Below are 25589 nucleotides of genomic sequence, written 5' to 3'. Positions count from 1 at the left end.
GCCCGCCCCCGCCCCGCTGTGGGCAGTCGTTCCGCTGGGGCGATGGGGGTCCCCCCACGCCCTTAGGGCAGTGGGGGAGGGTGGGCGCAGCCGTCAACGGTCAAGCCGCGCGCAGCGCAAACTGCAGCGGCGCCACCGTGTTCAGGTCACGGTGACGCCGCTGCGGGGGGAAGCACCTGAGCGATTTGTAACGACGGGGGAATCGCGTCAGGCACTGCGGGGGGTGGCGGAGAAAGTTTCTGATGCCTCCTGCTCGACCGGCTGATGGTCCCGCTGGTCGAGGTTCACAAAGATCATTCCGTACCGGACCGCGCACCGCACGGGCTGTGGGGCACCCCGCGGCCGACGCAGGCACCGGTACGCCCGTACGTCCTCGTCCTCCTCGCGCACCACGACGATCGGCTCACCGACCAGCGTCACCATCAACGAATCACCACGGTGCGGAATCGCCGTGACGAGGTCGATGAAGTGCCAGCCTGATCGATAGGCGGTCGCCATCTCGCGTCGGAAGGACCGGTCGTCGGGTGGGATGGTCATGCGTCCGCGCCCACCGGAGCCGTGTCCCAAGCGAGGTCCGGCGGTGCGGTCGCAACGCTCACGGAGGCCGGGGTACTGTCCCAAGCGAGATCCAGAGGGCTCACTGCGCCGAAGACCAATCCAGCGGAGAAGGCTACGGCAAGCGCCGAGCGAAGCATTCTCTTGCACATAGTGGGCTTCGTCCTCACTTCCGATGTCTCTCCCCCGCTCTCAAGACGATGACTCATCAAGCCACGTCAAAGCCACAGAAGCGGTGCATCATGTTCCTGCACGTTCAAGACCCTGGGGGGTGGAGATTTGCCTAAAACAAACACACAACGGACACATCCCCATGCGGTGACCGAACTGTGCGATGCAGGGAGGCGTTTGTACGCCGACGCTCTGCGCCTGGGGCGCATAGGGCGCGCGGAGGTGGCGCCCGCACCTTGCCTCCTTGAGTTCGCGCTCCTGCACCCCGATCCGGACGACGCCAACTGGCTTCGCCCAGTTCCGCCTACAGCGGCGCTGGCGCAGAGACTCCACCCCATCGAGCGCGAGATCCAGGAGCGCCGGGCCTCTGCCATCAAACTGACCGATTCCTTCGAACCGTTCATGGGCATCAGCACCCAGGACCCGGGCTCCACCGCGGCGGTGACCGTCCTCGAGGGCATCGAGCGGATCAACTCCGCCATCGACCTCGCGATGACCGAATGCCAGTCCGAGGTACTCACCGTGCAGCCCGGAGGAGGCCGCAGCGAGCACGCGCTCGGCACGGCGCTCAAACGCGGCCAGGCCGTCATCGAGCGCGGCATCTCGATGCGCACGCTCTACCAGCACACCGTCCGGCACAGCCAGGGAACCCTCGCCTACGCCGAGATCATGGCCAAGGGGAAGGTGGAGATACGCACTCTCGAGGAGCTCATAGAACGCCTCATGATCTTCGACCGGACCGTGGCCTTCATCCCGGCGCGCGACGACCGCCGCGTCGCCCTGGAGTTGCGCCACCCCGGCCTGGTCGAGTACCTCGTGAAGGTCTTCGAACAACTCTGGCGCCGTGCCGTGCCCTTGCTCGAAGAGACCCCCTACGCCCCACCCACGGACGGCATCTCCGGCGTCCAGCGCTCCATCGCCAAGCTCCTCGTCGAGGGCCACGTCGACGAAGCGATAGCCCGCCGTCTCGGCATGAACGTACGCACCTGCCGCGCCCACATCGCCAAGCTCGCGGCGGCACTCGGCAGCGGCAGCCGGGCACAACTCGGCTATCTGATCGCCCAGTCCGGGATACTGAACGAGAATCACTGAGCGCCCATCGGAGAGAGCCGCAGGTGACCGTCGAAGCGCACACGCACGGAGTCGCGGAACTGTGTGAGGCAGGCCTACATCTGTACGCCCGTGCACTTCGCGAGGGGGGTGTCCGTCAGCAGGACGCCGGTTCAGCGCCCTGCCTGATCGACTTCGGTCTCCTCCACCCCGACCTCGAGGACATGCGGTGGCTGCGACCCACCGCACCCTCCGTCGCCCTTCCCATGCTGCTCCGCACCATCGACGAGGAAGTCGCCCGTCAGCGCCGCCGCGGAACGAAGCTGGCCGAGACGTTCGAACCCCTCATGGAGTTGGACGCCGAGGGCGCCTCCCAAGCCAACTCCCCCTCGATCACCGTGCTGCAGGGATTCCACAGAATCAACGCCGCCATCACCCACGCCTTGGGCGTCTCCTCGCAGGAGCTGCTGACCATCCAGCCCGGCGGACAGCGGTCTCCGACCACCCTGGCCGGCGCCCTTCCGCGGGAGCAGGGGCTGCTCGCCCGCGGGGCCCGGATGCGAACGCTCTACCAGCACACCTCCCGCTACTCGCCCGCCATTCTCGCTCATTACGAGCAACTGGACGGCGACGTCGAGGTCCGTACGCTCGACGAGGTCACCGAACGGCTCGTCGTCCTCGACCGCGCCGTCGCCTTCATACCGGGAAACAAAGACCGCGATGTCGCCCTGGAGATACGGCACCCAGCCCTGATCGCCTACTTCGTCACCACTTTCGAGCGGCTCTGGCGCCTCGCCACCCCCATGTTCCCCCAAGCTGCCAGCCAGCCCGCGTCGAACGGCATTACGGCCCGCCAACGAGCCATCGCCGGGCTTCTCGTCGAAGGTCACACCGACACATCGATTGCTGAGCGGCTTGGCATGAACGTCCGTACGGTCCGCGTCCACATCGCCAAGCTGGCCGAGAAGTTGGGAAGTAACAGCCGGGCACAACTCGGCTACCTCATCGGCCAGGCAGGGATTCTGGAGGAAGCAACCTCAGGATCGCCGGATCGCTGACCGAAGCGGGCGCGGACACCCTGACCAGGCAATACGCGTGCGCAGCCGTTCCACAGGCCGCCAGATGCGATGGCCCGACACCCGGTGTCGCCCAACACTCGCTTATCGGCGGCTCTTTTGCCAGCGAGGTGCCTGCGAGGCGCATTGCAACTTCCCGTATGTCCTGGATCTAGCTAGCAGGTGGCATATGCGCACCCCTCCGCATTCTCCACACGCAACAAGATGACGGTGGTGCCCTTGTGAACGCGCGATGCATGGTTGGTGACGACAAGATCTTGGTCACCCCATCACACAGCGGACCACGGGCGCCTTCCTGCGGAACGCGTCCACGAGCAGCCCATGGGGGTGTGCGCATGGCCGACGAAGAGGTCCTGAAGAACGAGAACGCCTCTGGCGCCGTCGTCTGACTGGTCGCTGAGAGGGCCCCGGCGGGGCCTGGGGCACAACATGTGCAATCTGCAGGCCCTGCCGGTTTTCACACGGCGCAGCTTGATGAGAGAGCGCAACTCTGGTGGCCACGCCGCGTCGGCGGGTGCACGTATATGTGTCAGCGCCCTCAGGTTCGCGCGTCTGGGCAGCAGGGACAACTCTCCGCCGGCTCGCCAACACGGCAGCTCACTCGTTCCCATGCCCAAGCTGACTAGCCGCCCTTTGCCAGAAAGGCAATCCCAGCTGTCATTTTTCGCACTTCAGGCACCAGAAACAACATTTTTGTTTTGGTTTCGACAGTCACTGGAGGTCGCACAATGCCCCATGCCCCATGCCCCGAGGAGACTCGCGCAGATTCTCTCCGCCGCACTCCTGGTCACCATCGCGGCAGCTGTCCCGGCATCCGCCGGGGAACCCCCGAAGCCGCTCACTGACCCCACCCGGGCGGCAGCGCTGGCACACAAGCTCGGCGCCGACCGGACCGGCGGCGTGTACTACAAGGACGGGCACCTCGTAGTCACGGTCACTGACCAGGCAGCCGCGCAGACCGTCCGGGACGCGGGCGGGACCCCGAAACTGGTGACCCGAAGTGCGGCTGAGCTTGCGTCCATTCACCATGAGCTTGACCAGCTGGGGGGCATCCCCAATACCGCGTGGGGCGTTGAGGCCAGTACCAACCAGGTGTCAGTCGAGATCTTCGACGGGGTGCCCACCACCAGCAGGGCCCGGATCGAGAAGGTTGCGACAGCTCACCCCGGGGCGATACGCATTAAAAGACTCGGGGGCAAGTTGGAGGCCGCCGCCACCGACCTTCGGGGCGCCAATGGGATTTGGTCCGAAGGCTGGCTTTGCAGCGCCGCGTTCAACACCAAGAACTCCTCGGGGACGATCTACACACTCACCGCAGGCCACTGCGTACCCGGCACCGGCAACACCTGGTACATGGACTGGAACGGCGCCAGGATCGGAACCCAGACCGCGTACAACTTTGAAACCGGAACCGACGGCTACTGTGACGGGTCCACTCGCGCCTGCGACTGGGCCACCATCAAGGCGGACGACCCCGACATCAACCCGCTCGGGACCGTCAGATACTGGGGTGGCGATTACCACCAGATCGACAACTCCCGCTTCGCAGCCGAAGGGGAAAGCGCGGACCGGATCGGAGTCGCGAGCCAAGACACAGTCGGCTACATAAGCAAGTCCAGTACGACTGTCACCTACACCGACGGGACGACCTTGTACGGCATGTACGAGGCCACCCTCTGCACGATGCATGGAGATAGCGGAGGGCCCCTGGTCCAGGGCACGACCGCCCTGGGTATCACCTCCGGCGGAAACTACCTCGACGAGCCCTGCGGCGACTCCGATGCGCAGACAGGCCGCCACTCCTTCTACACGCGAGTGCAGACCGTGCTGGACCAACGCGGCCTCCACGTCTACTGACAACACGCCCTCAGCTGCCCGCAACCCGGTGAACCAATCATGGGCCAGCCGCGTCACAAGGACGGCACAGCTTGCCGCGTCGCCATCGCAACCGGAGGTCATATGCGTATCAGAACATCAGGCACCGCTGGCATGCGCGCCTTGGCGATCTTGACGGCTATCGGTGTGGGTGCCGTCACCGGTTGCGGCAGCGAGAAGGGTGCCGGTGACCACGCGGAGGCAGTGGTGAACCGCGCCCGGCAGGTCGCCGCAGCCTGGGACGGGTCCAAGGCTGCGGCGGCGTGGCGTGCTGGCTACCACCCAATGGGCGAAGTGATCCAGCTGCCGCGGGGTGGCCTGCAGAGCAAGGCTGATCAGCAGGCCTACCAAGACCACAGCTTCGTCCTGGACGGAAAGTTGCCCACCACCTGGCCGAAGAACGGCCGGGTCGCTTGGGACGGGGACGGATTGCTCACACGGCCGCTGGTGGAGCCGGACTCGTCATATAAGACCCTGGCTAGCGCCCGCGTCGGCGGGAACCCGCACCTCACTGTGACCGGGGCGAAGCTGGGTGAGATGAGCGTGGCCACCAGCCGGGGGCCTGCAGTCGTCCCTGCCTGGCTGTTCAGCCTGGAGGGCTATGACTCTCCCCTCAAGCAGGCCGCTGTCATCCCCTCGAAAATGCCTCAGTCGCCGATCAGGCGGGCCACCGACGTCCCCGGTTATCCGCTCAACCGGCTGGTCCAGATTGCCGCAGACGGGCGATCGGTCACCGTGGTTGCCCTTCATGGTGTCTGCGACCGCGGCCCCGCGGTTGATGTGCTGGAAACACGCGGCAGCGTAGTGCTGTCCGCCTCCGTCAAGCACCCCGACGACAGTGACTGCACCGCGCAAGGGAGACTGACACAGGTGACGGTAAAGCTGGACCGCCCTCTGGGCGACCGCGTTCTGCTCGATGCACTCACCGGCCAACCAGTTCCCTACAAGCCGCCGCACGGGCCTTCGCCGAGCTGGAGCTGAGCCGCGCACCCCAGCCCCGGCTCGGACGCACTGACCCCGAAACTTCCCGTGGCGTGGGGGCGGGAAGGTGACGGCCTCTGCCCAGGCCACCGGGCCTATCGCGCCCTGACGTAGTCCTCTGTCGTCCCATCCGACGCCGCGGTCTTCATCACGGGCAACGTCCGCGGACCAGGTCCTCTGTGGGCTCCGTTTCGTCCATGGGCAGCATGCACCGCGCCTGCACCTTCGAGGCCGACAACCCGCACAGCATCGAACCGGAGGCGTTCGGGCAGAGGACCGGCACGCCATACAGCGATGGCTCCCTCACCGATCTTGGAGCGGTCCCCTCAGGAAGCTCCATAGCGCTCCACGCCACCTCCTCGGTGCCGCCACGCCATTGGGTGCTTCAGGAGGTAATCGATCACGCCGACCACCCTCCGCGAAGCCGTCCAGTACACATCTCGTTCAGCTCGAACCACACTCCTTTCGCGTACCGCCCCGCCCGGTCCGCCGCGACGCCCCACGCGTCCGCGACCTCGGCGACGAGCGCGAGTCCGCGACCCCAGCAGGCAACGGCTCCGGCGGCGGGGTCGCAATCACCGGCGGGTCCGGGCTCTCGTCGAAGACGCTGACCCGAAGGCGCGCCGGGGTGAGCCAGACCCGCAGCATCGCGGAGCCCTTGGTGTGCAGATGGACGTTCGTGACGAGTTCCGAGGTGCAGAGCGTCGCCGCGTCGGCGAGTGGCTCTCTGCCGAGGGCGAGCAGGACGCCGCGCACGAAGTCGCGGCACAGTTTCGGGGCGGTGGCGTCGCCCGGCGCGAAGAGGCTGTACTCGTAGGCGAGTTGGGTGGGGCGGTGTGATGCGCTGCGCGCTGGTTGCATGGGTGACGGCTCCCATCGATAGGAGTGAGGAAGGTCGTCCCGTGCCGAGCGATGGCGTTGCCCGCGCGCTCCTGGTGGGAGGGGTGGGTGCTCTGTCGGCTTATGGGCAGGGGGAGTCGAGCGATTCCGTAGCGTTATCGGTACCGCACCCACGGTAGCCATTTAGGGTTCGTATGCGCAACCAACTCCCCTCTTCCGGTGGACCAACCCCCTTGAACGAGGCAGACTTTGGACGAGCCAGCAGGGAGAGACCGTGGGATTGCGCACCACCATCAGCGAGCGGCAACGACGACTCGGATTCGAGCTCAAACAACTGCGCGAAGATGCGGGTTTGAGCGCAGTTGAGGCCGCCGAGCGGATCGACATGAGCCGCGGACAGCTCAGCCACATCGAGCTCGGCAGGACGTCGATCCTTACGGAGCGACTTCTGGACCTGTGTCGGGCTTACAGTTGCGCAGACGAGCCCTATATCGAAGCACTGGTGGCCTTGTCCGAGGCAACCGGCAAGGGATGGTGGAGCCCCTACAAGAAGCACATGGGGCCTGGCGCGCTCAACTTGGCCGAACTGGAGGCAGGCGCCCAATCTCTACGAACCCACGAGCCGCTGTTCATCCCTGGCCTCTTCCAAACGGCCGACTACGCGCGGGCAATCTTCACCAGCCCCAAGCTCGGCTTCGAGAACATCGAGGAAGCCCTGACGTTCCGTATGGAGAGGCAGCACATCCTCACCCGCGAGAACCCGCCCACCGTGCACGCCGTCATCCATGAAGCGGCCCTGCACATGCGCTTCGGCGACACCAAGGTGGTGCGCGAGCAACTGCTGCGACTCATCGAACTGGCCCGCCTGCCGAATGTGACCATCCAGGTCTACCCGTTCCGAGCCCAGGCGTACGGGGCCCTCAGTGGACCCTTCGTACACATCAGCCCCAGCGCACCGCGGCTGGGCACGGTAATCGTCGAACAGCCTCTGGGTTCCCTCTACTTGACCGAGCAAGCCCAGCTTCATCAGTACGCCTCATTGTTCGACCGACTCGCCGAGAACGCCCTCGCCCCCATCGACGTATCGTTGGCCCCCGAAGCGCACTCAGTGAAGGACTCGCTGGCCCTCATCCAGCACCTTCTCTACACCCTCTAGGGAGGCCAAGATGCCGGAACTGAACTGGCAGAAGTCATCGTTCAGCGGCGGCCCGGAGGGCAACTGCGTCTACGTCACCGCCACCCCCGACCGAACCATCCGCCTCCGCGAAAGCGACACCCCGGACGTCATCCTCCGCACCACCCCCGCCGGGCTGGCCGCCCTGCTGCGGCACCTGAGGGCAACCTCGAGCGACGAGCACTGAGCGAAAGCGGTCCAACCGGCCCGCACCCCCGTGAGCTGCCGGAAATCGCCCGGTGACCGGGATGTTACGTATGGCATCTAACGTCGCGCCATGGCGGACATATTTGACGCGTACGCGTTGGCCGATGCATGGGACGAGATGTTCGAGCGTCCGGGTGAAGTCAGGACCGCCTATGAGCCGGTGCTGGCGGCGCTGCAGCCGATGGATCCGGCCGAACTGCGGTTCCGGGCCGACCAGATGGCGAGGTCGTTCACGGACCGGGGTGTGACCTACGCCTTCGCCGGCGAGGAGCGGCCCTGGCCGCTGGACCTCGTGCCGCGCATACTCGACGCACTCGAGTGGGACCTGATCTCGCGCGGCGTGGCCCAGCGCGTGAAGGCGCTGGAGGCGTATCTCGCCGACGCCTACGGACCGTGCCGGGCCTTCGACGACGGTGTGGTGCCGTGGCGGCTGCTGCTCAACTCGCCCCACTTCCACAGATCGGCGGGGCCGGTCGAGCCGCCGGGCGGGGTGCGCATCCACGTCGCCGGGATCGACCTCGTACGGGACGAGCAGGGCGACTTCCGGGTGCTCGAGGACAACGTGCGGGTGCCGTCCGGGGTTTCGTATGTGATCGAGAACCGGCGTGCGATGACCCGGATCTTCCCGTCGCTCTTCGCCGAGCAGCATGTGCTGCCGGTCGACGGCTACGCACAGCGGCTGCTGGCCGCGCTGCGGGCCGCCGCGCCCGGCGGGATCGCCGACCCGCGGGTGGTCGTGCTGACCCCCGGGCCGAACAACGCCGCCTACTTCGAACACGCCTTGCTGGCCCGGCTGATGGGCGTGCAGCTGGTCGAGGGGCACGATCTCGTCTGCCGCAACAACCGGGTGTGGATGCGTACCACGCGCGGCGAGATGCCGGTCCATGTCGTATACCGGCGGCTCGACGACCACTTCCTCGATCCGCTGCACTTCCGGCCGGACTCCGTGATCGGCTGCCCGGGCATTCTCAGCGCCGCGCAGGCCGGCACGGTCACGCTCGCGAACGCGGTGGGCAACGGCATCGCGGACGACAAGCTGCTCTACACGTACGTGCCGGATCTGATCCGGTACTACCTCTCCGAGGAACCGATTCTGCCGAATGTCGAGTCGTACCGTCCCGACGAGCCGGGACAGTTGGAGGCCGTGCTCGACCAGCTCGACCAGCTGGTCATCAAGCCCGTCGACGGCGCCGGCGGCCAGGGCATCGTCATCGGACCGCACGCCGACAAGGCCACGCTGGACGAGGTCGGCAAGGCGGTCGCGGCCGATCCGCGCGGGTGGATCGCCCAGCGTCCCGTCGCCCTGTCGACCTCGCCCACGCTGGCGGGCGACGGCATGGCGCCGCGCCACATAGATCTCCGCCCGTTCGCCGTGAACGACGGCGACGAGGTGTGGGTGCTGCCCGGCGGCCTCACCAGGGTGGCGCTCCAGGAGGGCAACCTCATCGTCAACTCCAGCCAGGGCGGCGGCTCGAAGGACACCTGGGTCCTCACGGACGGCGGCCCCGCGTCCGCCGCCACGGATGAACCGGCCGGCACCCCGCCGCCCGTCGCACCGCGCCAGCTGGGGCCCGACGGCACCGGCTTCCAGGGCGTACAGGAAGGGGCGCAGCAGCAGTGAGGACCATCCCCGTAGGACAGGCAGGACTGGCAGGACAGCTCTCCGGACAGACTCCCGGACAGCCCTCCACCGCAGGAGGTACCGCCGTGAACGACGTGATCCTCTCCCGTATCGCCGAAGCCCTCACCTGGACCGGCCGCTATGTCGAGCGCGCCGACGCGACCGCCCGCATCCTCGACGCGTATCTGCACCGCCTCCTCGAGGACCCGTGGCGCGACGAGGACACCGCGTGCCGCTCGCTGTACGCGATCCTCGGCGTGGATGCGGGCGCGGAGGCCGTCGACATGCAGCAGGTGCTCGACCAGCTGGCCTTCGACGCCCGCACCACCTGCTCCATCGAGGGCGCGCTCGGTGCGGCCCGGCTCAACGCCCGCAGCGCCCGCGAGGCCGTCTCCTCCGAGATGTGGGAGTGCCTCAACTCCACCTGGCACGCGCTCGCCGACCAGCGCACGGCGGCTCGCCGCACCGGCCCGTACGCCTATCTGGAGCTGGTACGCCGCCGGGCCGCGCTCTTCTTCGGCCTCGCCGACTCGACGATGAGCCGGGACGACAGCTGGCGGTTCGTGGTCCTCGGCCGGAGCCTGGAGCGCGTCGACATGACGGTCCGCCTGCTGTCGGTACGCGTACTGGACGCCGCCCATGCCCCCGACTGGCCGACGCTGCTGAGCGCGAGCGGCGCGGACGAGGCGTACGCGCGCGTGTACAGCGGTTTCGGCGACACCCCGCGGGTGGCCGAATTTCTCCTCCTGGACCGGGATTTCCCGCGCTCGGCGCTGCACGCGCTGACGACCGCGGAGGAGTGCCTGGCCGCGCTCGGCCGCCCCCGCCAGGACCCCGCGCGCCGCCCGATAGGCCGGATGCGGACGCGCCTCGAGTACCTGGAATCGGCCGCGCTGGAGGACGGGCTCCCGCACCTGCTGCGCGATCTGCAGCAGGCCTGCATGAACTCGGCGGAGGCCGTGGCGGAGAGGTTCTTCCCGTATCAGGGCCCGGTCGAGTGGGCCCAGGAAGGAGCGTGAGCGGGATGACGGGAAGGACGACGACCGTGGACACGACGAGCGCGACGGCACAGCGGACGAGCAGGCTCCGGATCAGGCACGAGACCCGCGTTTCGTACGCGCAGGCGGCGGTCTCCTCGCACAACGAGGTCCGGATGACCCCGCTGACCCTGCCGGGCCAGACCACCCTGGACGCGCGTGTGACCATCAGCCCTGCCACCGCCACCTGGGCGTACTGGGACTACTGGGGCACCCAGGTCACCGGCTTCGACCTGATGGAGCCGCACGAGGACCTGACGATCACGGCGCTGAGCCTGGTGGAGACCTCGCCTCCGGCGCCCCTCACCACTCCGCCCACCTGGGCGGAGGTGGCCGACCAGGCCGCGAACTCACGCCTGTTGGAGTACGCCGTGCCCACCACGCGTACCGCCGTGACCGAGCAGCTGGCCGACCTGGCCCGTGCCGCGGCCGACGGCCTGGACCCGCACGAGACGGCGGTCGCCGTCTCGAACCTCGTGGCCGACCGGGTCGCGTACGTCCCCGGCGCGACGGGCGTCCACACCGTCGCCACCGAGGCCTGGGAGCAGGGCGCCGGGGTCTGCCAGGACATCGCCCACCTCACGGCGGGCCTGCTGCGCGCCCTCCGCCTGCCGACCCGCTACGTCTCCGGCTACCTCCACCCGGAACGCGACGCGGAGCTCCACCGCCCGGTCGCGGGCCAGAGCCACGCCTGGATCGAGTACTGGGCGGGCGACTGGACCGGCTACGACCCGACGAACCGCACCCAGGCGAACGAGTCCCACGTGATCGTGGGCCGGGGCCGCGACTACGACGACGTGACACCGCACAAGGGGGTGTACCGGGGGGTGGCCGGCGGGCCGCCGGAGGTGTTGGTGGAGTTCACGCGGGTGGCGTGAACGGGGGTGGAGGGTGGGGTGTCCTGGTCACCCTGTCGGGGCGGGGGGCGAGCCGCCAACTCGCCCTCCCCATCCACTCGTCGGGCCCTTTACTCCCATGCCGATCACGGGGAAACTGACACCCGCGCCGCGGTCACCAGCCCACCCTCTCGTCCCCCCTCCCCCATGCTCGACCGCGAGAGCCGCCGGTCCGCGCGCATCCCGCCACCCGCCCCCGTGAGACGGTGCCTCCCCCACCCCGGCTCCACCGCCCCGGTGAAGGACGTACATGCGACGCTCCACCCTCGTCACCCGCGCCCTGGCCTGCGCCGCTCTCGCCTGCGCGGCCGTGGCCCTGGTCCTGGTCTTCGCCCGCTACGACGCCCCGGCGCCGCGCTGGGACATCCTCTGGGCGCTGGGCGGGGCGGCGGTCGCCGTCGGAGGGTGGGCGCTCGCCTGCCGTACGGCGCCTCTGCTCGGGCCGGTGTCGCAGGCCGTGGCGACGGATTCCGCGACACCGCCACCTTTGCCGCGCAAGCTGCCGCTCCCGGCCCGCGACACCGGCCGGGCGACGGCTGCCGTCCTCGTCGCCCTCACCCCGCTCGTGCTCACCCGGCTGGCCGCAGGCACCAGGGGCGGCTTCCTCAGCGGGTTGGTGATCATCCTCGTCTTCATCGTGACCGTGAAGGCCCTCGGCTTCGCCCGCCGCCAGGTGAGCCAGGCGGACCAGCGACGCAAGCTGCGCGTCCTGACCGAGGACGCCGGCCGCGGCGAGGTCCACGCCGTCCGGGTACGGGTGGGCGAGCCGGTCCGTCTGCGCTACTCGAAGCGCGGCGACAAGCCGGGCGAGCTGAACGTCACGCAGTTCCACTGGCTCGTCCTGCGGGCCGGCGAGCGCGAGATCAGGCTGGCCGCTCCGTCGGACGAGGTAGGCCGTGCCGCCCTGCGCCTCGGCGGCCAGGAGGGCCGGCTGTGCTGGCCCGAGCGATGGAAGCTGATCGAGGAGGAACTCCCCGCGGCCTTCGTCGCCGACAACGGCGAGGTCCTCATGGGCCTCACCGACCCGGACGAGGCCCGCCCGTACCTGAAGGGCACCCACCGCGCGGCCCCCGGCGACGCGACAACAGCCCGCCGCCTGCCCCGAACCGCCAAGTTCCAGGCACCTGTTCACCTCCCGATCCTGGGCGGCGCACTGCTCGCGGCACTGCTCGCCGCCCCGGTCCTGTACGTCGGCCCCGACGACCTGCCGGCCGCACTGAGCTGGCTGCTGTGCGCGCTCTCCGCGGCCGCGCTCGTGACCGGCGCGATACGCGGAATCGCAGCGTCCAGCCAGTCCCTCCCGGAGGGCCTGTCCTGGACGGTGGTCGAGGAATCGGACCCGTCGATCGCATGACTTGTGACAAGCACCCGGGCGCCTCCCGTACGGTCGTCTCATGACCGAACTGGTGTTGAGGGGACGCCGGGCCACGGCGCGCTTCGGGCGGGACGAGGTGCTGCTGGAGCGGGCATGGGGGCGGTCTCGGATCCGTATTCCGCTGGCCGCCATAGAGACGGTCCGTACGCGAGGACGTAACGGTCAGGACCCGGGAGACGGCACGACCGGAGGACCGAAGCCGCGGGTCATCGAGATCGTCCTGACGTCCGCATCCGCGAGCACCGATCCCGTCGTCTACACGCTCGGCTCACCCAGTGCCGAGGCCGCCCAAGCCTTCGCGGCGGCGGTCACGGCGGCGCTGCCCGTCCGGGACGCCGAGCAACGACGCGTGGACGGTGCCACCTTGGTGACCGCCGTGCCCCGTCCTGCGGCGGCCGAAGGCAGGGACCGCTGGCGAACAGTTCGCGAATACCCGATGCTCTGGGCGATGGGCGGCCTGTTCGTCCTGGGCCTCGGGCTTGCCGCCGCAACCGGCGAATCGGAACTCACGCTGTTCTGGGCCGTCTTCTTCACGCCGTTCCTCGTCGGGCTTGCGATCGCCGTGTTCGTGTACCGGACCACGGTGGACTGGTGGCTGTTGCGCCGCCGGGGCATCACGGTCGTGGCCACTTTCAAGGAGAAGAGCTACGGGACCGGAACCGACGGCGAGACCACGGTCACCAAGGTCTACGCGTTCACCGACGCGGCAGGCACCCAGCGGACGTACAGCGGCGGCGGCAAGGTGGTCGCCACCGACCCGGAACGCATCGAGGTGACGTACGACCCGTACGACCCGGATCGGATCGCCGCCCGCCACGGACTCGTCGTACGGGCCCTCCTCTTCCTCGCCTACGTCCTCCTCGGCCTGCCCATCACTGTGCTGGCCGCCGCGTACCCGATCGTCTTCCTCGGCGTACTCCTCATGAACCTCTGAGCGGAGCGCCCCTCAGGCCCGCGCCGGGCCCGTGATCGTTGCCCGTGTCCGCGGCGGCCGTCCTCGCGACCGCCCCGGTCCTGGTGAGCGCGGCCGTACCGCCGTCCTCCTGACGGCACGACTGACTGCACGGCCGACGGCACGACCGACGGCATGACGAAGGGGCCCGGAGATTCTTCTCCGGGCCCCTTTCGCGTAAGCGTGTGCGTCAGCGTGCGTCAGTCCGAGGACTGCTGCCGCTTCGGCCGCCACACCACCAGCGCGCTGGTCTGCTGCACCTCCTGGTACGGCACCAGGTCCCGGCGGTACGACGCATGGACCGCCGCCTCGCGCTGCCTCATCGTCGCCGCCGCCCCGTCCAGCGCGTCCTGGAGTTCCGCGACGCGCTGCTGCAGCGCCACGACCTGGTTCTCCAGCTCGATGATGCGCTTGATGCCGGCGAGGTTGATGCCCTCGTCCTGCGACAGCTGCTGCACCTGGCGGAGCAGCTCGATGTCGCGGGCCGAGTAGCGCCGGCCCCGGCCGGCGGTGCGGTCGGGTGAGACCAGGCCGAGACGGTCGTACTGCCGCAGAGTCTGCGGGTGCAGCCCGCTGAGCTGGGCCGCCACCGAGATGACGTACACCGGCGTCTCTTCGGTCAGTTCGTAAGGGTTCCGCCGACGGCTGTCCATATGCGTCATGCTCCCTTCGCGGCCTGGAACAGCTCCTCCCGCGGGTCGTCACCCGCGGTCGCCTCGCGATACGCCTCCAGGGCGTCCCGAGCCTTGCCCGTCACGTCCTTCGGCACGGCGACCTCGACCGTGACCAGCAGGTCGCCGCGGGTGCCGTCCTTGCGGACCGCGCCCTTGCCGCGGGCGCGCATCGTGCGCCCGTTGGGCGTGCCCGGCGGCAGCTTCAGCGTGACCGGCGGGCCGCCGAGCGTGGGGACCTTCACCTCACCACCGAGCGCGGCCTCCGCGAAGGTGACCGGCACCGTGACGGTGAGGTTGTCACCCTTGCGGCCGAAGACGGGGTGGGCGTCGACGTGCACGACCACATACAGGTCGCCCGCCGGGCCGCCCCGCTCGCCGGGTGCGCCCTTGCCGCGCAGGCGGATCCGCTGCCCGTCGCTCACCCCGGCCGGGATACGGACCTGCATGGTGCGGGACGACTTGGCGCGGCCCGAGCCGTTGCAGACCTCGCAGGGGTTCTCCGCGATCAGGCCGCGGCCCTTGCAGTCGGGGCACGGGTCGGTCAGCGAGAAGCCGCCGCCCGAGCCGCGCGCCACCTGGCCGGTGCCGACGCAGGTCGGGCACACGCGCGGCGTGCCGTTCTTGTCGCCGGTGCCCGAGCAGGCCTTGCACGGCTGCTGCGACGACATCCGCAGCGGGACGGTCGCACCGTCCACCGCCTCCGTGAAGCTCAGCGTGACCTCGGACTCGATGTCCTGGCCGCGCCGCGGCTGCGTACGCGTGCCCGTGCCGCCACCGCGGTTGAACAGCCCCCCGAAGACGTCACCGAGCCCGCCGCCGAATCCGCCGGCACCGCCCGCGCCGCCCTGGGCGCCCCCGCCGAAGAGGTCGCCCAGGTCGAAGTTGAACGTTCCGCCCCCGGCTCCCGGCCCCGGGCGGAACCCGCCGTTGCCGAAGAGGGCGCGCGCGTCGTCGTACTCCTTGCGCTTCTTGGGGTCGCCGAGGACGTCGTTCGCCTCGGAGATCTCCTTGAAGCGCTCCTCGGCCTTGGCGTTGCCCTTGTTGGCGTCCGGGTGGAACTCGCGGGCGAGCTTCCGGTACGCCTTCTTGATCTCGGCCTCGGTGGCGTCCTTGGGGACGCCGAGGACCTTGTAGAAGTCCTTCTCGATGAAGTCCTTGGTGCTCATCCCCGACGTCCCTCCTTCCTCGTCCGTACGGCGATCCGTACCGTTCGTATGACGTCAGCCCTCGTCCGGGCCACCGTTCTCCTTGCCCGTCGCGTCTGTCGCTTCCGAAGACCCGTCGCCTGCTTCGGCCTTGTCGGCCTTGACCGTCTGCGCGCCGGGCTGCGGCTCCGCCACGGCCACCCGCGCGGGGCGGATGGTGCGCTCGCCGAACCGGTACCCCGGCTGCAGAATCGCCACGCACGTCGTCTCCGTGACGTCCGGCGCATACGAGTGCATCAGCGCCTCGTGGACCGTCGGGTCGAAGGGCTCGCCCTCCTTGCCGAACTGCTGCAGGCCCATCTTGGCGGCGACCGTCTCCAGCGATTCGGCCACCGACTTGAACCCGCCCACGAGCTCGCCGTGCTCCCGCGCGCGCCCGATGTCGTCGAGCACGGGGAGGAGCTCGGTCAGGAGGTTCGCGATGGCGATCTCCTTGACCGCGATCCGGTCGCGCTCGACCCGGCGGCGGTAGTTCTGGAACTCGGCCTGCAGCCGCTGGAGGTCCGCGGTGCGCTCACCGAGCGCGGTGCGCACCTGGTCCAGCTCGGCCGTCAGGCCGGCCGTCTGCGTCGCGTCCCCGGCCGGGGCCGCCGCGCCCTCCTTGGACTCGGCGGCCTTCGACTCGGCGTCTTCAGAGGTGGCGCCGGAGGGGACGTCGGGCTGCTCTTCGAAGCCCGGGGTCTCCTCCGTCACGCGGCACCGTCCTTGCGGTCCTCGTCGACGATCTCGGCGTCGACGACGTCGTCGTCAGCGGCCTTGGCCTGACCGGCACCGGCGTCACCGGCACCGCCCGCGGCCTGCGCGGCCTGGGCGTCGGCGTACATGGCCTGGCCCAGCTTCTGCGAGACGGCGGCGACCTTCTCCGTGGCGGTGCGGATCTCGGCGGTCTCCTCGCCCTTGAGCTTCTCCTTCAGCTCGGCGACGGCCTCCTCGACCTCGGTCTTGATCTCGCCCGGGACCTTGTCCTCGTTGTCCTTGAGGAACTTCTCGGTCTGGTAGACGAGCTGCTCGCCCTGGTTGCGGGTCTCGGCGGCCTCGCGGCGGCGGTGGTCCTCCTCCGCGTACTGCTCGGCCTCCTGGCGCATGCGGTCGACCTCGTCCTTCGGCAGCGAGGAGCCGCCGGTGACGGTCATCTTCTGCTCCTTGCCCGTGCCCAGGTCCTTCGCGGTCACGTGCATGATGCCGTTGGCGTCGATGTCGAACGCGACCTCGATCTGCGGGACGCCACGCGGGGCCGGCGGCAGACCGGTCAGCTCGAACATGCCGAGCTTCTTGTTGTACGCCGCGATCTCGCGCTCGCCCTGGTAGACCTGGATCTGCACGGACGGCTGGTTGTCCTCGGCCGTCGTGAAGATCTCCGACCGCTTGGTCGGGATGGTCGTGTTCCGGTCGATGAGCTTGGTCATGATGCCGCCCTTGGTCTCGATACCGAGGGACAGCGGGGTCACGTCGAGGAGCAGGACGTCCTTGACCTCACCCTTGAGAACACCGGCCTGCAGGACGGCGCCGATGGCGACGACCTCGTCCGGGTTGACGCCCTTGTTGGCGTCCTTGCCGCCGGTCAGCTCCTTGACGAGCTCGGCGACGGCGGGCATACGGGTGGAGCCACCGACCAGGACGACGTGGTCGATCTCGTTGATCGAGATGCCGGCGTCCTTGATCACGTTGTGGAACGGCGTCTTGCAGCGCTCGAGCAGGTCGGCCGTGAGCTGCTGGAACTGGGCGCGCGTGAGCTTCTCGTCCAGGTGCAGCGGGCCCTCGGCGGACGCCGTGATGTAGGGCAGGTTGATCGAGGTCTCGGTGGACGAGGACAGCTCGATCTTGGCCTTCTCGGCGGCCTCACGGAGGCGCTGGAGGGCCATCTTGTCCTTGGACAGGTCGACGCCGTGGCCGTTCGCGAACTGCTTGACCAGGTAGTCGACGACGCGCTGGTCCCAGTCGTCACCACCGAGGTGGTTGTCGCCGTTGGTGGCCTTCACCTCGACGACGCCGTCACCGATCTCGAGGAGGGACACGTCGAAGGTGCCGCCACCGAGGTCGAAGACGAGGATCGTCTGGTCGTCCTTGTCGAGGCCGTACGCCAGGGCGGCGGCGGTCGGCTCGTTGACGATACGCAGGACGTTCAGACCGGCGATCTCGCCGGCCTCCTTCGTCGCCTGACGCTCGGAGTCGTTGAAGTACGCCGGGACGGTGATGACCGCGTCGGTCACCTTCTCGCCCAGGTACGCCTCGGCGTCCCGCTTCAGCTTCTGCAGGATGAACGCGCTGATCTGCTGCGGGTTGAAGTCCTTGCCGTCCAGGTTGATCTTCCAGCCGGTGCCCATGTGGCGCTTGACCGACCGGATGGTCCTGTCGACGTTCGTGACCGCCTGGCGCTTGGCGACCTCGCCGACGAGCACCTCACCGTTCTTGGCGAAGGCGACGACGGACGGCGTGGTCCTGGCGCCCTCGGCGTTGGTGATGACGGTGGGCTCACCGCCCTCCAGAACGCTGACGACGGAGTTAGTCGTGCCCAGGTCGATGCCGACCGCACGTGCCATTTCAATTCCTCCAGCATGACTTGAGTGGAACAGGCTCAAGGATGCATGAAGGATGTGGGCGAGTCAACAGAGCTGAGTCGACCGGACTCAACTTTTATCGAGCGCTTACGAGCAAGCACAGAGCGTCTCGCGAGGCGCCGCCGCACCGCCGCGACAGACCGAGCACCACCTGGAGCCAGTGTGGACCCTACGCCCGATTTGTCCCATCGGGGCAGGTCCTGTGGTGCCCGGTCCGAGGCCCAAGGTCCATCTTCCGGGGGCCCTCGGTCCACAGCCGGGGCCGACGCCCGCCGTGCGCCTCGGGCCCCCGGGCCCCCGGCGGAGGGGGCCCCTACGACAGCGCCAGGGCGGCAGCCGGTTCCAGCAGCGAGGCGAGGCGGGACACCGCCGCGTCGATCTCCCGCGCACAGTCGCGCAGGACGGCGTACGGCTGTCCGACAGGGTCCGCGACATCGTCCTCGCTGCCGTGCACCGCGGCGACGAGGCCCCGACGCGCGGCGGCCTCCGCGACCACGTCGCCGAAGGCCCCGTCGGCCAGCCGTACGAACTCCTTGAGCGTGAAGCAGCGGCGCATCGCCAGCGGCGAGATCTGCACGGCGGCCTCCCGGTGCTCGTGGGCGAGGCCGAGCACCAGCCCGGCCCCGGCGACGAGCTCCTCGGTGAGCGGGCGGGACGCGAACCCGGCGCCGTCACCGCCCAGCTCCTCCAGAACGCGCCGGGTGGCCGCGTCCATGCCGCCGCGGTGCCGCGCCTCTGTGCCGGCGCTCTCCGGCAGCACGGGGGAGCCCGGCCCGAGCCTGGCCCCCAGCAACCGCTCGGCGAGTACCGAGCGGTGCACATTGCCGGTGCAGACGAAGAGCACCCGGGTCATTTGTCGCCCGCGAGGTGTGTCAGGGCGGGCTCGGCGCCCTCCTTGCGCTTGCCCGGGCGCGGCGAGGGCAGCTCGCCGTAGGACCCGTAGCCGTAGCCATAGCCCTTGCCCTTGGACAGCGGCGCCATGCTGAAAACGGAACCGAGGGTGCGTACGCCCACCTGGCTCAGCGAGGCCGCGGCCGTACGGATCTGGTCTCGGCTTGTCTTCGATGCGCGTACGACGAGGAGCGCACCCTGGGCGAGCGGCGCCAGGCCGATGGTGTCGGCGACCGGCAGCAGGGGCGCGGTGTCGACGATCACGGCCTCGTAGCGGGCCGCGAGTTCGCGCAGCACCTCGCCCATCCGGTCCGAGGAGAGCAACTCGGTCGGGTTGGGCGGCACCGCGCCACTCGTGAGCACCGAAAGGCTGTTCCCGGCCTGCTGGATCACGTCCTCGATGTTGGCCTGGCCGATGAGCACGGTGGTCAGTCCGGCGTTCTGCACCAGACCGAAGGTGCGCGCCATGCACGGACGGCGCAGGTCGGCGTCGACCAGACAGGTCTTGATGCCCGCCTCAGCGAGTGAAAGGGCCAGATTCGCAGCGGTGTTGGTCTTGCCCTCGCCGGGCACCGGGCTGGTCACGACGATCACTCGCGGCCGGTCGTCGACCTGCGCGAACTGCAGATTGGTACGGAGCTTGCGGAACGCCTCGGCACGCGTGGTGTGCTTGGCGGCGCCCGTGGCGAGCGGCTGCCTCGAGGCGTCCTTGTCGAACGGAATGGATCCGAGCACCGGCAGCGAGGTGAGCTCGCTCAGCGCCTCGCTGGACTTGAGGGTGGTGTCGAGCGTCTCGCGCAGGGCGACGAATCCGGCGCCGAGCAGCAGACCGCCGAGGATGCCTGCGACCAGATTGAGCAGCGGCCTCGGCGAGACGGGGACGGTCGGGGCGCCGGCGGGCTGGGTGACGCCGAGCGAGACGGGCGAGATGGCCTCGGCGGGCGGGACGGCGGCGGGGGCGGCAACGCCGTCGCCCGCCGGTCCGCTGGCCCTCGGCGCGGGCTCCGTCACCCGCTTCGGCGTCTCGAGCCGCTCGACGACGGCACTGAAGCGCTCCGCGACGGCGTTGGCGATCCGCGCCGCACGCGACGGGGACGTGTCCCGGACCGTGATGTTGATGAGCACGGTGTTGAGCGGGACCTCCGCCGAGATCTTGGAGGCCAGCATCTCCGGCGTGGTCCGCAACCCCAGTTCACGCAGCACTGGTTCGGTCACCTGGCGGGTGGCGACGATCGCCGCGTACGACTGGACGCGAGCCTGCGAGAAGCTCTGGCCCTGGTTGAGTTCAGCGGTGTCGACGCCGGTCCTGGTGGCGACGAAGAGCTGAGTACGGGCCTCGTAGACGGGTCTGATCAGCTGGGTGGCGGCCTGACCCGCACCGATGCCGAGCAGCAGACAGACCACGACGGTCGGCCAGCGTCTGGCGAGAACCTTGAGAAATCCGCGGAAATCCAACGTGCACCCCTCACAGGGCTGTAGAAAATGGTCTGGGTAGGCCGGATCGTCTGAGTGGACCGGTTTGCTCCCGATGTGCACCGCAGAGGATAGGCACTGCGGTACTTCAAACCCGGGAGTCACCCGAACGACGGCACGTCAGGCTTACGGCGCTACCGGACGGTCCTCCCGCAGAGCCGCGAACAGCCTTGCCGCCTGCGGCTGTTCGAGCACCAGACGATTGGCGTCGTCCGGCGCGGTGCGGTGCGGAACCGTGACAAATCGGACATGGCTTTCCGGTACCTCCCTGACACGCTTGATCACTGCGTACAACTCACCGAGCGAATCGAGCCCTGCGTCCGCGGTGATCGACGAGGTCGCAGCGTCCAGAATCGGGTACAGCCTCGAAGGGTTGGTCAACACACCACTGCTGCGCAGCTTTTCGCCGAGGCTGGTCAGGAACCCCTGTTGCCGGTGAATCCTGTTGAGGTCGCTCCCGTCCCCGACGTACTGCCGGGCACGGACGTACGCGAGCGCCTCCTCGCCCGTGATCACCTGCCGTCCGGCCGGCAGATCGAGCCCCACGTTCGGGTCGCGCTCCGCTTTCGGCAGATCGACCTGGACGCCACCGACGGCGCTGATGATCTTCCTGAAACCGCCGAAGTCCAGCACCAGATGATGGTCGACACGGACGCCCGTGAGTCGTTCGAAGGTCCGAATCGTGCAGGCCGCACCCCCGAACGCGTAGGCCCAGTTGAACTGGGCGCGCTGGGCCCGGCTGGGCTCCCCGTCCGCCGTACGGCAGACGGGGAGGTTCGCATAGAGATCACGCGGCACACTCACGATCTCGAGGCGGCTGCGGTCGCCCGACAGATGCAGCAGCATCGCGGTGTCCGAGCGGGCGCTGCCGAGTTCCTGCCGGTAGTCCGATCCCAGCAGCAGGATGTTCTCCGCATCGCCGGGAGCAGGCTTCGGCCGCTCCGCGCCGTGCTGGGCGAGTTCCGCGCTGGCGGCGCCGTCGGTACGGATGTTGCCGTCGAACTTCTCGTAGGACACGAGCCCCACGACGGCCGTGGTGACAATCAGCAGAGCCGCTCCGGCGGCGCCGAAGGTGAACCACCGACGGCGCCGGCTCGGTCTCTTCTTCCGCCGCTGCGCCCGGTGCCGCTCCTGGCGGTGCGTCTCAAGCCGTTCGGGGCTGTGCTGCTCCCCCGTGGGGGACTCGTACTTCTCGGCTCTGCCCATGATCTGCTACAGCACCGCCAGTCCCGACTGAGGAGACGCGGGCCCCGGCACCTCGACAAGCGCACCCGTACGTTCCGTGCCCGCCGCGAACCACTCGATGGTCCGCAGCAGCCCCTCCTCCACCGAGCTCCGCGGCTGCCAGCCCAGCTCGCTGCCGGCCAGGGCGATGTCCGGACGGCGCCGCTTGGGATCGTCCGTGGGAAGCGGCACCAGGACGATCTCGGAGCGCGAACAGGTGAGCTCGCGGATCCAGTGGGCGAGTTCGAGCATGGTCACCTCGTGCGGATTGCCGAGGTTCACGGGTCCGCCGATCGACGCGCCCAGCATCCGCAGGACGCCGTCGACCAGGTCGTCCACGAAGCACAGCGACCGCGTCTGCGATCCGTCCCCGGTGACCGTCATCGGGGCGCCGTCCAGCGCCTGGCGGATCAGGTTGGGGACGACTCGGCCGTCGCCGGGGCGCATCCTCGGGCCGAAGGTGTTGAAGATCCGGATGATTCCGGCATCGGTGCCCCGCGAGCGCCGATAGGCCATCGTCAGCGCCTCCGCGTACCGCTTCGCCTCGTCGTAGCAGCTGCGGGGCCCCACCGGATTGACGTTGCCCCAGTAGGACTCGGGCTGCGGATGCACCTGCGGATCGCCGTACGTCTCGGAGGTCGAGGCCAGCACGAAGCGGGCACCGTGGAGGTTCGCCAGCTCCAGTGCGTGTCTCGTACCCTCGGCGCCGGCCCGCAGCGTGGCCAGCGGATGGCGCAGATAGTCGACCGGCGAAGCCGGCGACGCGAAGTGCAGCACCGCGTCCACCGGGCCGTCGATATCCAGCCCCTGGACGACGTCGCAACCGATCAGCCGGAACCCGTCACGGCCCGCGAGATGGGCGATGTTCTCCGGTTTTCCGGTAAGGAAGTTGTCGACGCACACCACATCGGTGTAGCCGGCTTCCAAGAGCCGACCGCACAGATGGGAGCCGATGAAACCTGCTCCTCCGGTTACTACGGCACGCATGCCAGCCCCTCTCGACCTCGGGATCACCTCTGCCGCCGGGTCACGCGTGGCGCGTCGACCTGGCTTCGGACATCGTGAGAGAGTCCTAGCCTCAAATTGCATCTTCTTTTGCGAATCGCCTCGATTTCCCACAAACGGATGCGGCTCATGCTGATCAAGCGGCTCATCGATGTGATCGGCAGCCTGGCTGTACTGCTGCTGATGGCCCCTCTGATTCTCGTCATCTCACTAGCGATCGCCTCTACTTCACCAGGTGGTGTGATCTACCGGCAGGCGCGAGCGGGGCGCGACGGACGCCCTTTCGCGATGTTCAAGTTCCGCACCATGCGCGCGGGCGCGGACGCCGAAAGGGCCGCACTCGCCGCGCGCAACGAGACGGACGGCCACCTCTTCAAAGTCCGGGACGACCCCCGGATCACCCCGGTCGGCCGACTGCTGCGGCGGCTGTCACTGGACGAACTCCCCCAGCTCGTCAATGTGTTGCGGGGCGAAATGTCACTGGTCGGTCCGCGCCCGCTGCCGGTCGGCGACTCCGACTACTCCGGCCCGGCGCGCGCCCGGCTCTCCGTGGCACCCGGACTGACCGGCCTGTGGCAGGTCAGCGGCCGCTCCCAACTCCCCTGGGAGGAGATGGTGCGGCTCGACCTGCACTACGTGGAGCACCGCTCGCTCGGCCTGGACCTCGTCATTCTCGCCCGTACGGTCCCGGCGGTACTGACGGCGAGGGGCGCGCACTGACGGTGTGTGAGGTCAGCGGGCGCCCCCTGACGCTCTGACGTGTCAGGGGGCGCCCGCTGCCGGTGTGACGTGTCATACAGGCCGCGCACCGAACGCGACGCGTCATACCCGGATGCTGATGGGTGACTCCGAGCGGTACCAGGCGTAGGTGTCGGCAATACCGTCGTACAGCTCGATCGAGGGCTCCCATCCCAGGGCGGTGATCCGTGAGATGTCCAGGACCTTGCGGGGGGTGCCGTCCGGCTGGGTGGGGTCCCATTCCAGGACGCCTTCGTAGCCGACCACGGACGCCACCGTCTCCGCGAGCTCCCGGATGGTGAGGTCGTCGCCGGTACCCACATTGATGGGTGACTCCGAGTCGTACCGTTCGAGAAGGAGGAGGCAGGCGCGGGCGAGATCGTCCACGTGGAGGAATTCGCGGCGTGGCGCCCCGGTCCCCCAATTGACCACTTTGGGCTGCGCCTCGACACGCGCTTGATGGAATCGCCTGATGAGGGACGGCAGCACATGTGAGTTCTCGGGGTGGAAATTGTCGCCGGGGCCGTACAGATTGGTGGGCATGGCGGAGATCCATGGCAGGCCGTGCTGCCGCCGGACGGCCTTGACCTGGGTGATTCCGGCGATTTTGGCGATCGCGTACGCGTCGTTCGTCTCCTCCAGAGGGCCCGTCAGCAGGGCGTCCTCACGGATGGGCTGGGCTGCGGCCCTGGGATAGATGCAGCTGGAGCCGAGGAAGAGCAGCCGTTGCACTCGGTGTCGCAGCGCGGCGTCCAGGACGTTCACCTGGATGCGCAGATTGTCCGAGATGAATTCCGTGGGCCGGGTGGCGTTCGCCTTGATGCCGCCGACCCGGGCCGCGGCGAGGACCACCACCTGGGGCTCGTGCTCCGCGAACCAGCCGAAGACGGCCGCCCGGTCCCTGAGATCCAGTTCGTCCGAGCCCGGCCCGAGCAGCGAGGTGAAACCCTGGGCGGTGAGATGCCTCCAGAGCGCGGAGCCGACGAGCCCGTAGCGTCCGGCGACGAAGACCGGAGCTGAGCGGTCCAGCGTTTGGCGTGTGCCGGTCGGCACCGTGGATGCGACGGTCATCAGCGAACGCTCCTGTCTGCCGCTTGTCTGCGGGGATGTGTCGGTCGGTCCGCTCTGCGGAGCTGGACCCCCAGGGTATTACCCAAAGCCGCAAACAGGACACATCGCCACAATGCATGGAAAGCAACGACGAATTCCCTACGCTCGCATAGTGCGGCGTCCCACCAGGAGCACGCCTCGGGACTGCGGATCCGAAAGTCAATCCACCAGCATGGGGTGCACGTGGCAGGCAAGAAGGCACTCATCACCGGTATCACCGGCCAGGACGGCACCTATCTCACGGAGCTGCTGCTGGAGAAGGACTACGAGGTCCACGGCATCGTCCACCGGAATCCAACGCTCCACACCGACCGCGTCGACGATCCCGGTGCACGGGCGCGGTTGTCCCTGCACTACGGAGACCTGACGGACGGCTCTCGGCTGACCTGTCTGCTGGAGACCGTACAGCCGGACGAGGTGTACCACCTGGCCGCCCAGTCCCATGTACGCCGGTCCTTCGACGAGCCGGAGTTCACCGGGAACACCACGGGCCTTGGCACCACACGTCTGCTGGAGGCGATCCGGACGGTCGGCCTGCCGTGCCGCTTCTACCAGGCCTCCAGCTCGGAGATGTTCGGTGCCGCACCCCCGCCCCAGCACGAGGAGACCCCCTTCCACCCGCGCTCCCCCTACGGCGTCGCCAAGGTCTACGCCTACTGGGCCACCCGCAACTACCGTGAGGCCTACGGCATTTACGCCGTCAACGGCATCCTCTTCAATCACGAGTCCCCACGTCGCGGCCCCGCCTTCGTCACCCGCAAGATCGCAACCGCCGCCGCACGCATCAAAGCCGGCCTTGAGGACAGCGTCTACCTCGGCAACCTCGACGCCCGACGCGACTGGGGCTACGCAGCCGAGTACGTCGACGCCATGTGGCTCATGCTCCAGCAAGACCAACCCG

At 68.7% G+C, this 25589-nt stretch carries 24 protein-coding genes; 13 read left to right on the top strand and 11 right to left on the bottom strand.

What is annotated here, in order from left to right; genetic code table 11:
- Positions 1-207: 207 nt before the first annotated feature.
- Positions 208-537 carry a (2Fe-2S)-binding protein gene (locus ACWD4J_RS15015; RefSeq protein ID WP_451395792.1) on the bottom strand — a complete coding sequence of 110 codons (330 nt, stop codon included), beginning with the start codon at positions 535-537 and terminating at the stop codon, positions 208-210.
- A 297-nt stretch (positions 538-834) separates the two neighbouring features.
- Here ACWD4J_RS15015 and ACWD4J_RS15010 point away from each other — a divergent pair, with 297 nt between their 5' ends.
- The 4 genes from ACWD4J_RS15010 to ACWD4J_RS14995 all read left to right on the top strand — a co-directional run bounded on the left by ACWD4J_RS15010 (position 835) and on the right by ACWD4J_RS14995 (position 5708).
- Complete coding sequence (locus ACWD4J_RS15010) at positions 835-1818, top strand: helix-turn-helix transcriptional regulator (RefSeq protein ID WP_451395791.1); 984 nt, start codon at positions 835-837, stop codon at positions 1816-1818.
- A gap of 23 nt (positions 1819-1841) precedes the next feature.
- Positions 1842-2834 (top strand): LuxR C-terminal-related transcriptional regulator, encoded by a 993-nt coding sequence (locus ACWD4J_RS15005; protein WP_451395790.1) that lies wholly within the window; start codon positions 1842-1844, stop codon positions 2832-2834.
- 753 nt (positions 2835-3587) lie between these two features.
- Positions 3588-4709, top strand: a complete 1122-nt coding sequence (locus ACWD4J_RS15000) for a S1 family peptidase (protein WP_451395789.1) — start codon at positions 3588-3590, stop codon at positions 4707-4709.
- A 102-nt stretch (positions 4710-4811) separates the two neighbouring features.
- Positions 4812-5708, top strand: a complete 897-nt coding sequence (locus tag ACWD4J_RS14995) for a hypothetical protein (protein ID WP_451395788.1) — start codon at positions 4812-4814, stop codon at positions 5706-5708.
- A gap of 444 nt (positions 5709-6152) precedes the next feature.
- On the opposite strand, the gene ACWD4J_RS14990 is transcribed toward ACWD4J_RS14995, so the two are convergent.
- Complete coding sequence (locus ACWD4J_RS14990; RefSeq protein ID WP_451395787.1) at positions 6153-6569, bottom strand: ATP-binding protein; 417 nt, start codon at positions 6567-6569, stop codon at positions 6153-6155.
- A gap of 253 nt (positions 6570-6822) precedes the next feature.
- Here ACWD4J_RS14990 and ACWD4J_RS14985 point away from each other — a divergent pair, with 253 nt between their 5' ends.
- The 7 genes from ACWD4J_RS14985 (at position 6823) to ACWD4J_RS14955 (ending at position 13792) form a co-directional block, all read left to right on the top strand.
- Positions 6823-7704: a helix-turn-helix domain-containing protein gene (locus ACWD4J_RS14985; RefSeq protein WP_451395786.1), complete on the top strand. Its 882-nt coding sequence runs from the start codon at positions 6823-6825 to the stop codon at positions 7702-7704.
- A gap of 10 nt (positions 7705-7714) precedes the next feature.
- On the top strand, positions 7715-7909 hold the full coding sequence (locus tag ACWD4J_RS14980) for a DUF397 domain-containing protein (RefSeq protein WP_451395785.1): 195 nt from the start codon (positions 7715-7717) through the stop codon (positions 7907-7909).
- Positions 7910-7999: 90 nt separating this feature from the next.
- Positions 8000-9550 carry a circularly permuted type 2 ATP-grasp protein gene (locus tag ACWD4J_RS14975; RefSeq protein ID WP_451395784.1) on the top strand — a complete coding sequence of 517 codons (1551 nt, stop codon included), beginning with the start codon at positions 8000-8002 and terminating at the stop codon, positions 9548-9550.
- 86 nt (positions 9551-9636) lie between these two features.
- Positions 9637-10569 carry an alpha-E domain-containing protein gene (locus ACWD4J_RS14970; RefSeq protein ID WP_451395783.1) on the top strand — a complete coding sequence of 311 codons (933 nt, stop codon included), beginning with the start codon at positions 9637-9639 and terminating at the stop codon, positions 10567-10569.
- A 5-nt stretch (positions 10570-10574) separates the two neighbouring features.
- Complete coding sequence (locus ACWD4J_RS14965; RefSeq protein ID WP_451395782.1) at positions 10575-11465, top strand: transglutaminase family protein; 891 nt, start codon at positions 10575-10577, stop codon at positions 11463-11465.
- A 268-nt stretch (positions 11466-11733) separates the two neighbouring features.
- Entirely contained in the window at positions 11734-12837 is a 1104-nt protein-coding gene (locus tag ACWD4J_RS14960) for a hypothetical protein (protein WP_451395781.1), read from the top strand.
- A gap of 40 nt (positions 12838-12877) precedes the next feature.
- Positions 12878-13792: a hypothetical protein gene (locus ACWD4J_RS14955; RefSeq protein ID WP_451395780.1), complete on the top strand. Its 915-nt coding sequence runs from the start codon at positions 12878-12880 to the stop codon at positions 13790-13792.
- A 218-nt stretch (positions 13793-14010) separates the two neighbouring features.
- Here ACWD4J_RS14955 and ACWD4J_RS14950 read toward each other — a convergent pair whose 3' ends face one another.
- The 8 genes from ACWD4J_RS14950 to ACWD4J_RS14915 all read right to left on the bottom strand — a co-directional run bounded on the left by ACWD4J_RS14950 (position 14011) and on the right by ACWD4J_RS14915 (position 22822).
- The gene (locus ACWD4J_RS14950; RefSeq protein ID WP_451395779.1) at positions 14011-14463 is read right to left on the bottom strand and encodes a heat shock protein transcriptional repressor HspR; all 453 of its coding nucleotides are present in this window, start codon (positions 14461-14463) and stop codon (positions 14011-14013) included.
- A gap of 5 nt (positions 14464-14468) precedes the next feature.
- The gene (gene dnaJ, locus ACWD4J_RS14945) at positions 14469-15650 is read right to left on the bottom strand and encodes a molecular chaperone DnaJ (RefSeq protein WP_451395778.1); all 1182 of its coding nucleotides are present in this window, start codon (positions 15648-15650) and stop codon (positions 14469-14471) included.
- Between the two features lie 54 nt (positions 15651-15704).
- Positions 15705-16382, bottom strand: a complete 678-nt coding sequence (gene grpE, locus ACWD4J_RS14940) for a nucleotide exchange factor GrpE (protein ID WP_451395777.1) — start codon at positions 16380-16382, stop codon at positions 15705-15707.
- The gene (dnaK, locus tag ACWD4J_RS14935) at positions 16379-18229 is read right to left on the bottom strand and encodes a molecular chaperone DnaK (RefSeq protein ID WP_451395776.1); all 1851 of its coding nucleotides are present in this window, start codon (positions 18227-18229) and stop codon (positions 16379-16381) included. Before dnaK ends, grpE begins: the two co-directional genes overlap by 4 nt.
- 331 nt (positions 18230-18560) lie before the next feature.
- Positions 18561-19100, bottom strand: coding sequence for an arsenate reductase/protein-tyrosine-phosphatase family protein (locus ACWD4J_RS14930; protein WP_451395775.1), 540 nt, complete (start codon positions 19098-19100; stop codon positions 18561-18563).
- A complete protein-coding gene (locus tag ACWD4J_RS14925) occupies positions 19097-20593 on the bottom strand; it encodes a polysaccharide biosynthesis tyrosine autokinase (protein WP_451395774.1) in 1497 nt (498 codons plus the stop codon). The genes ACWD4J_RS14930 and ACWD4J_RS14925 overlap by 4 nt, the downstream gene beginning before the upstream one ends.
- Before the next feature lie 144 nt (positions 20594-20737).
- Positions 20738-21817, bottom strand: coding sequence for an LCP family protein (locus ACWD4J_RS14920; RefSeq protein ID WP_451395773.1), 1080 nt, complete (start codon positions 21815-21817; stop codon positions 20738-20740).
- 6 nt (positions 21818-21823) lie between these two features.
- Positions 21824-22822: a UDP-glucuronic acid decarboxylase family protein gene (locus ACWD4J_RS14915; protein ID WP_451395772.1), complete on the bottom strand. Its 999-nt coding sequence runs from the start codon at positions 22820-22822 to the stop codon at positions 21824-21826.
- A gap of 147 nt (positions 22823-22969) precedes the next feature.
- Here ACWD4J_RS14915 and ACWD4J_RS14910 point away from each other — a divergent pair, with 147 nt between their 5' ends.
- The gene (locus tag ACWD4J_RS14910) at positions 22970-23560 is read left to right on the top strand and encodes a sugar transferase (protein WP_451395771.1); all 591 of its coding nucleotides are present in this window, start codon (positions 22970-22972) and stop codon (positions 23558-23560) included.
- Positions 23561-23662: 102 nt separating this feature from the next.
- On the opposite strand, the gene ACWD4J_RS14905 is transcribed toward ACWD4J_RS14910, so the two are convergent.
- Positions 23663-24649, bottom strand: coding sequence for a GDP-L-fucose synthase family protein (locus tag ACWD4J_RS14905; RefSeq protein ID WP_451395770.1), 987 nt, complete (start codon positions 24647-24649; stop codon positions 23663-23665).
- Positions 24650-24871: 222 nt separating this feature from the next.
- On the opposite strand from ACWD4J_RS14905, the gene ACWD4J_RS14900 reads away from it, so the two are divergent.
- Positions 24872-25589 (top strand): GDP-mannose 4,6-dehydratase (locus ACWD4J_RS14900; protein ID WP_451395769.1); only part of this gene is annotated, 718 nt, incomplete at its 3' end.

Source organism: Streptomyces sp. NPDC002577, assembly GCF_053594815.1.
The sequence above is the reverse complement of the archived record's forward strand: the minus strand, read 5'-3'. Positions and strand labels throughout refer to the sequence as shown.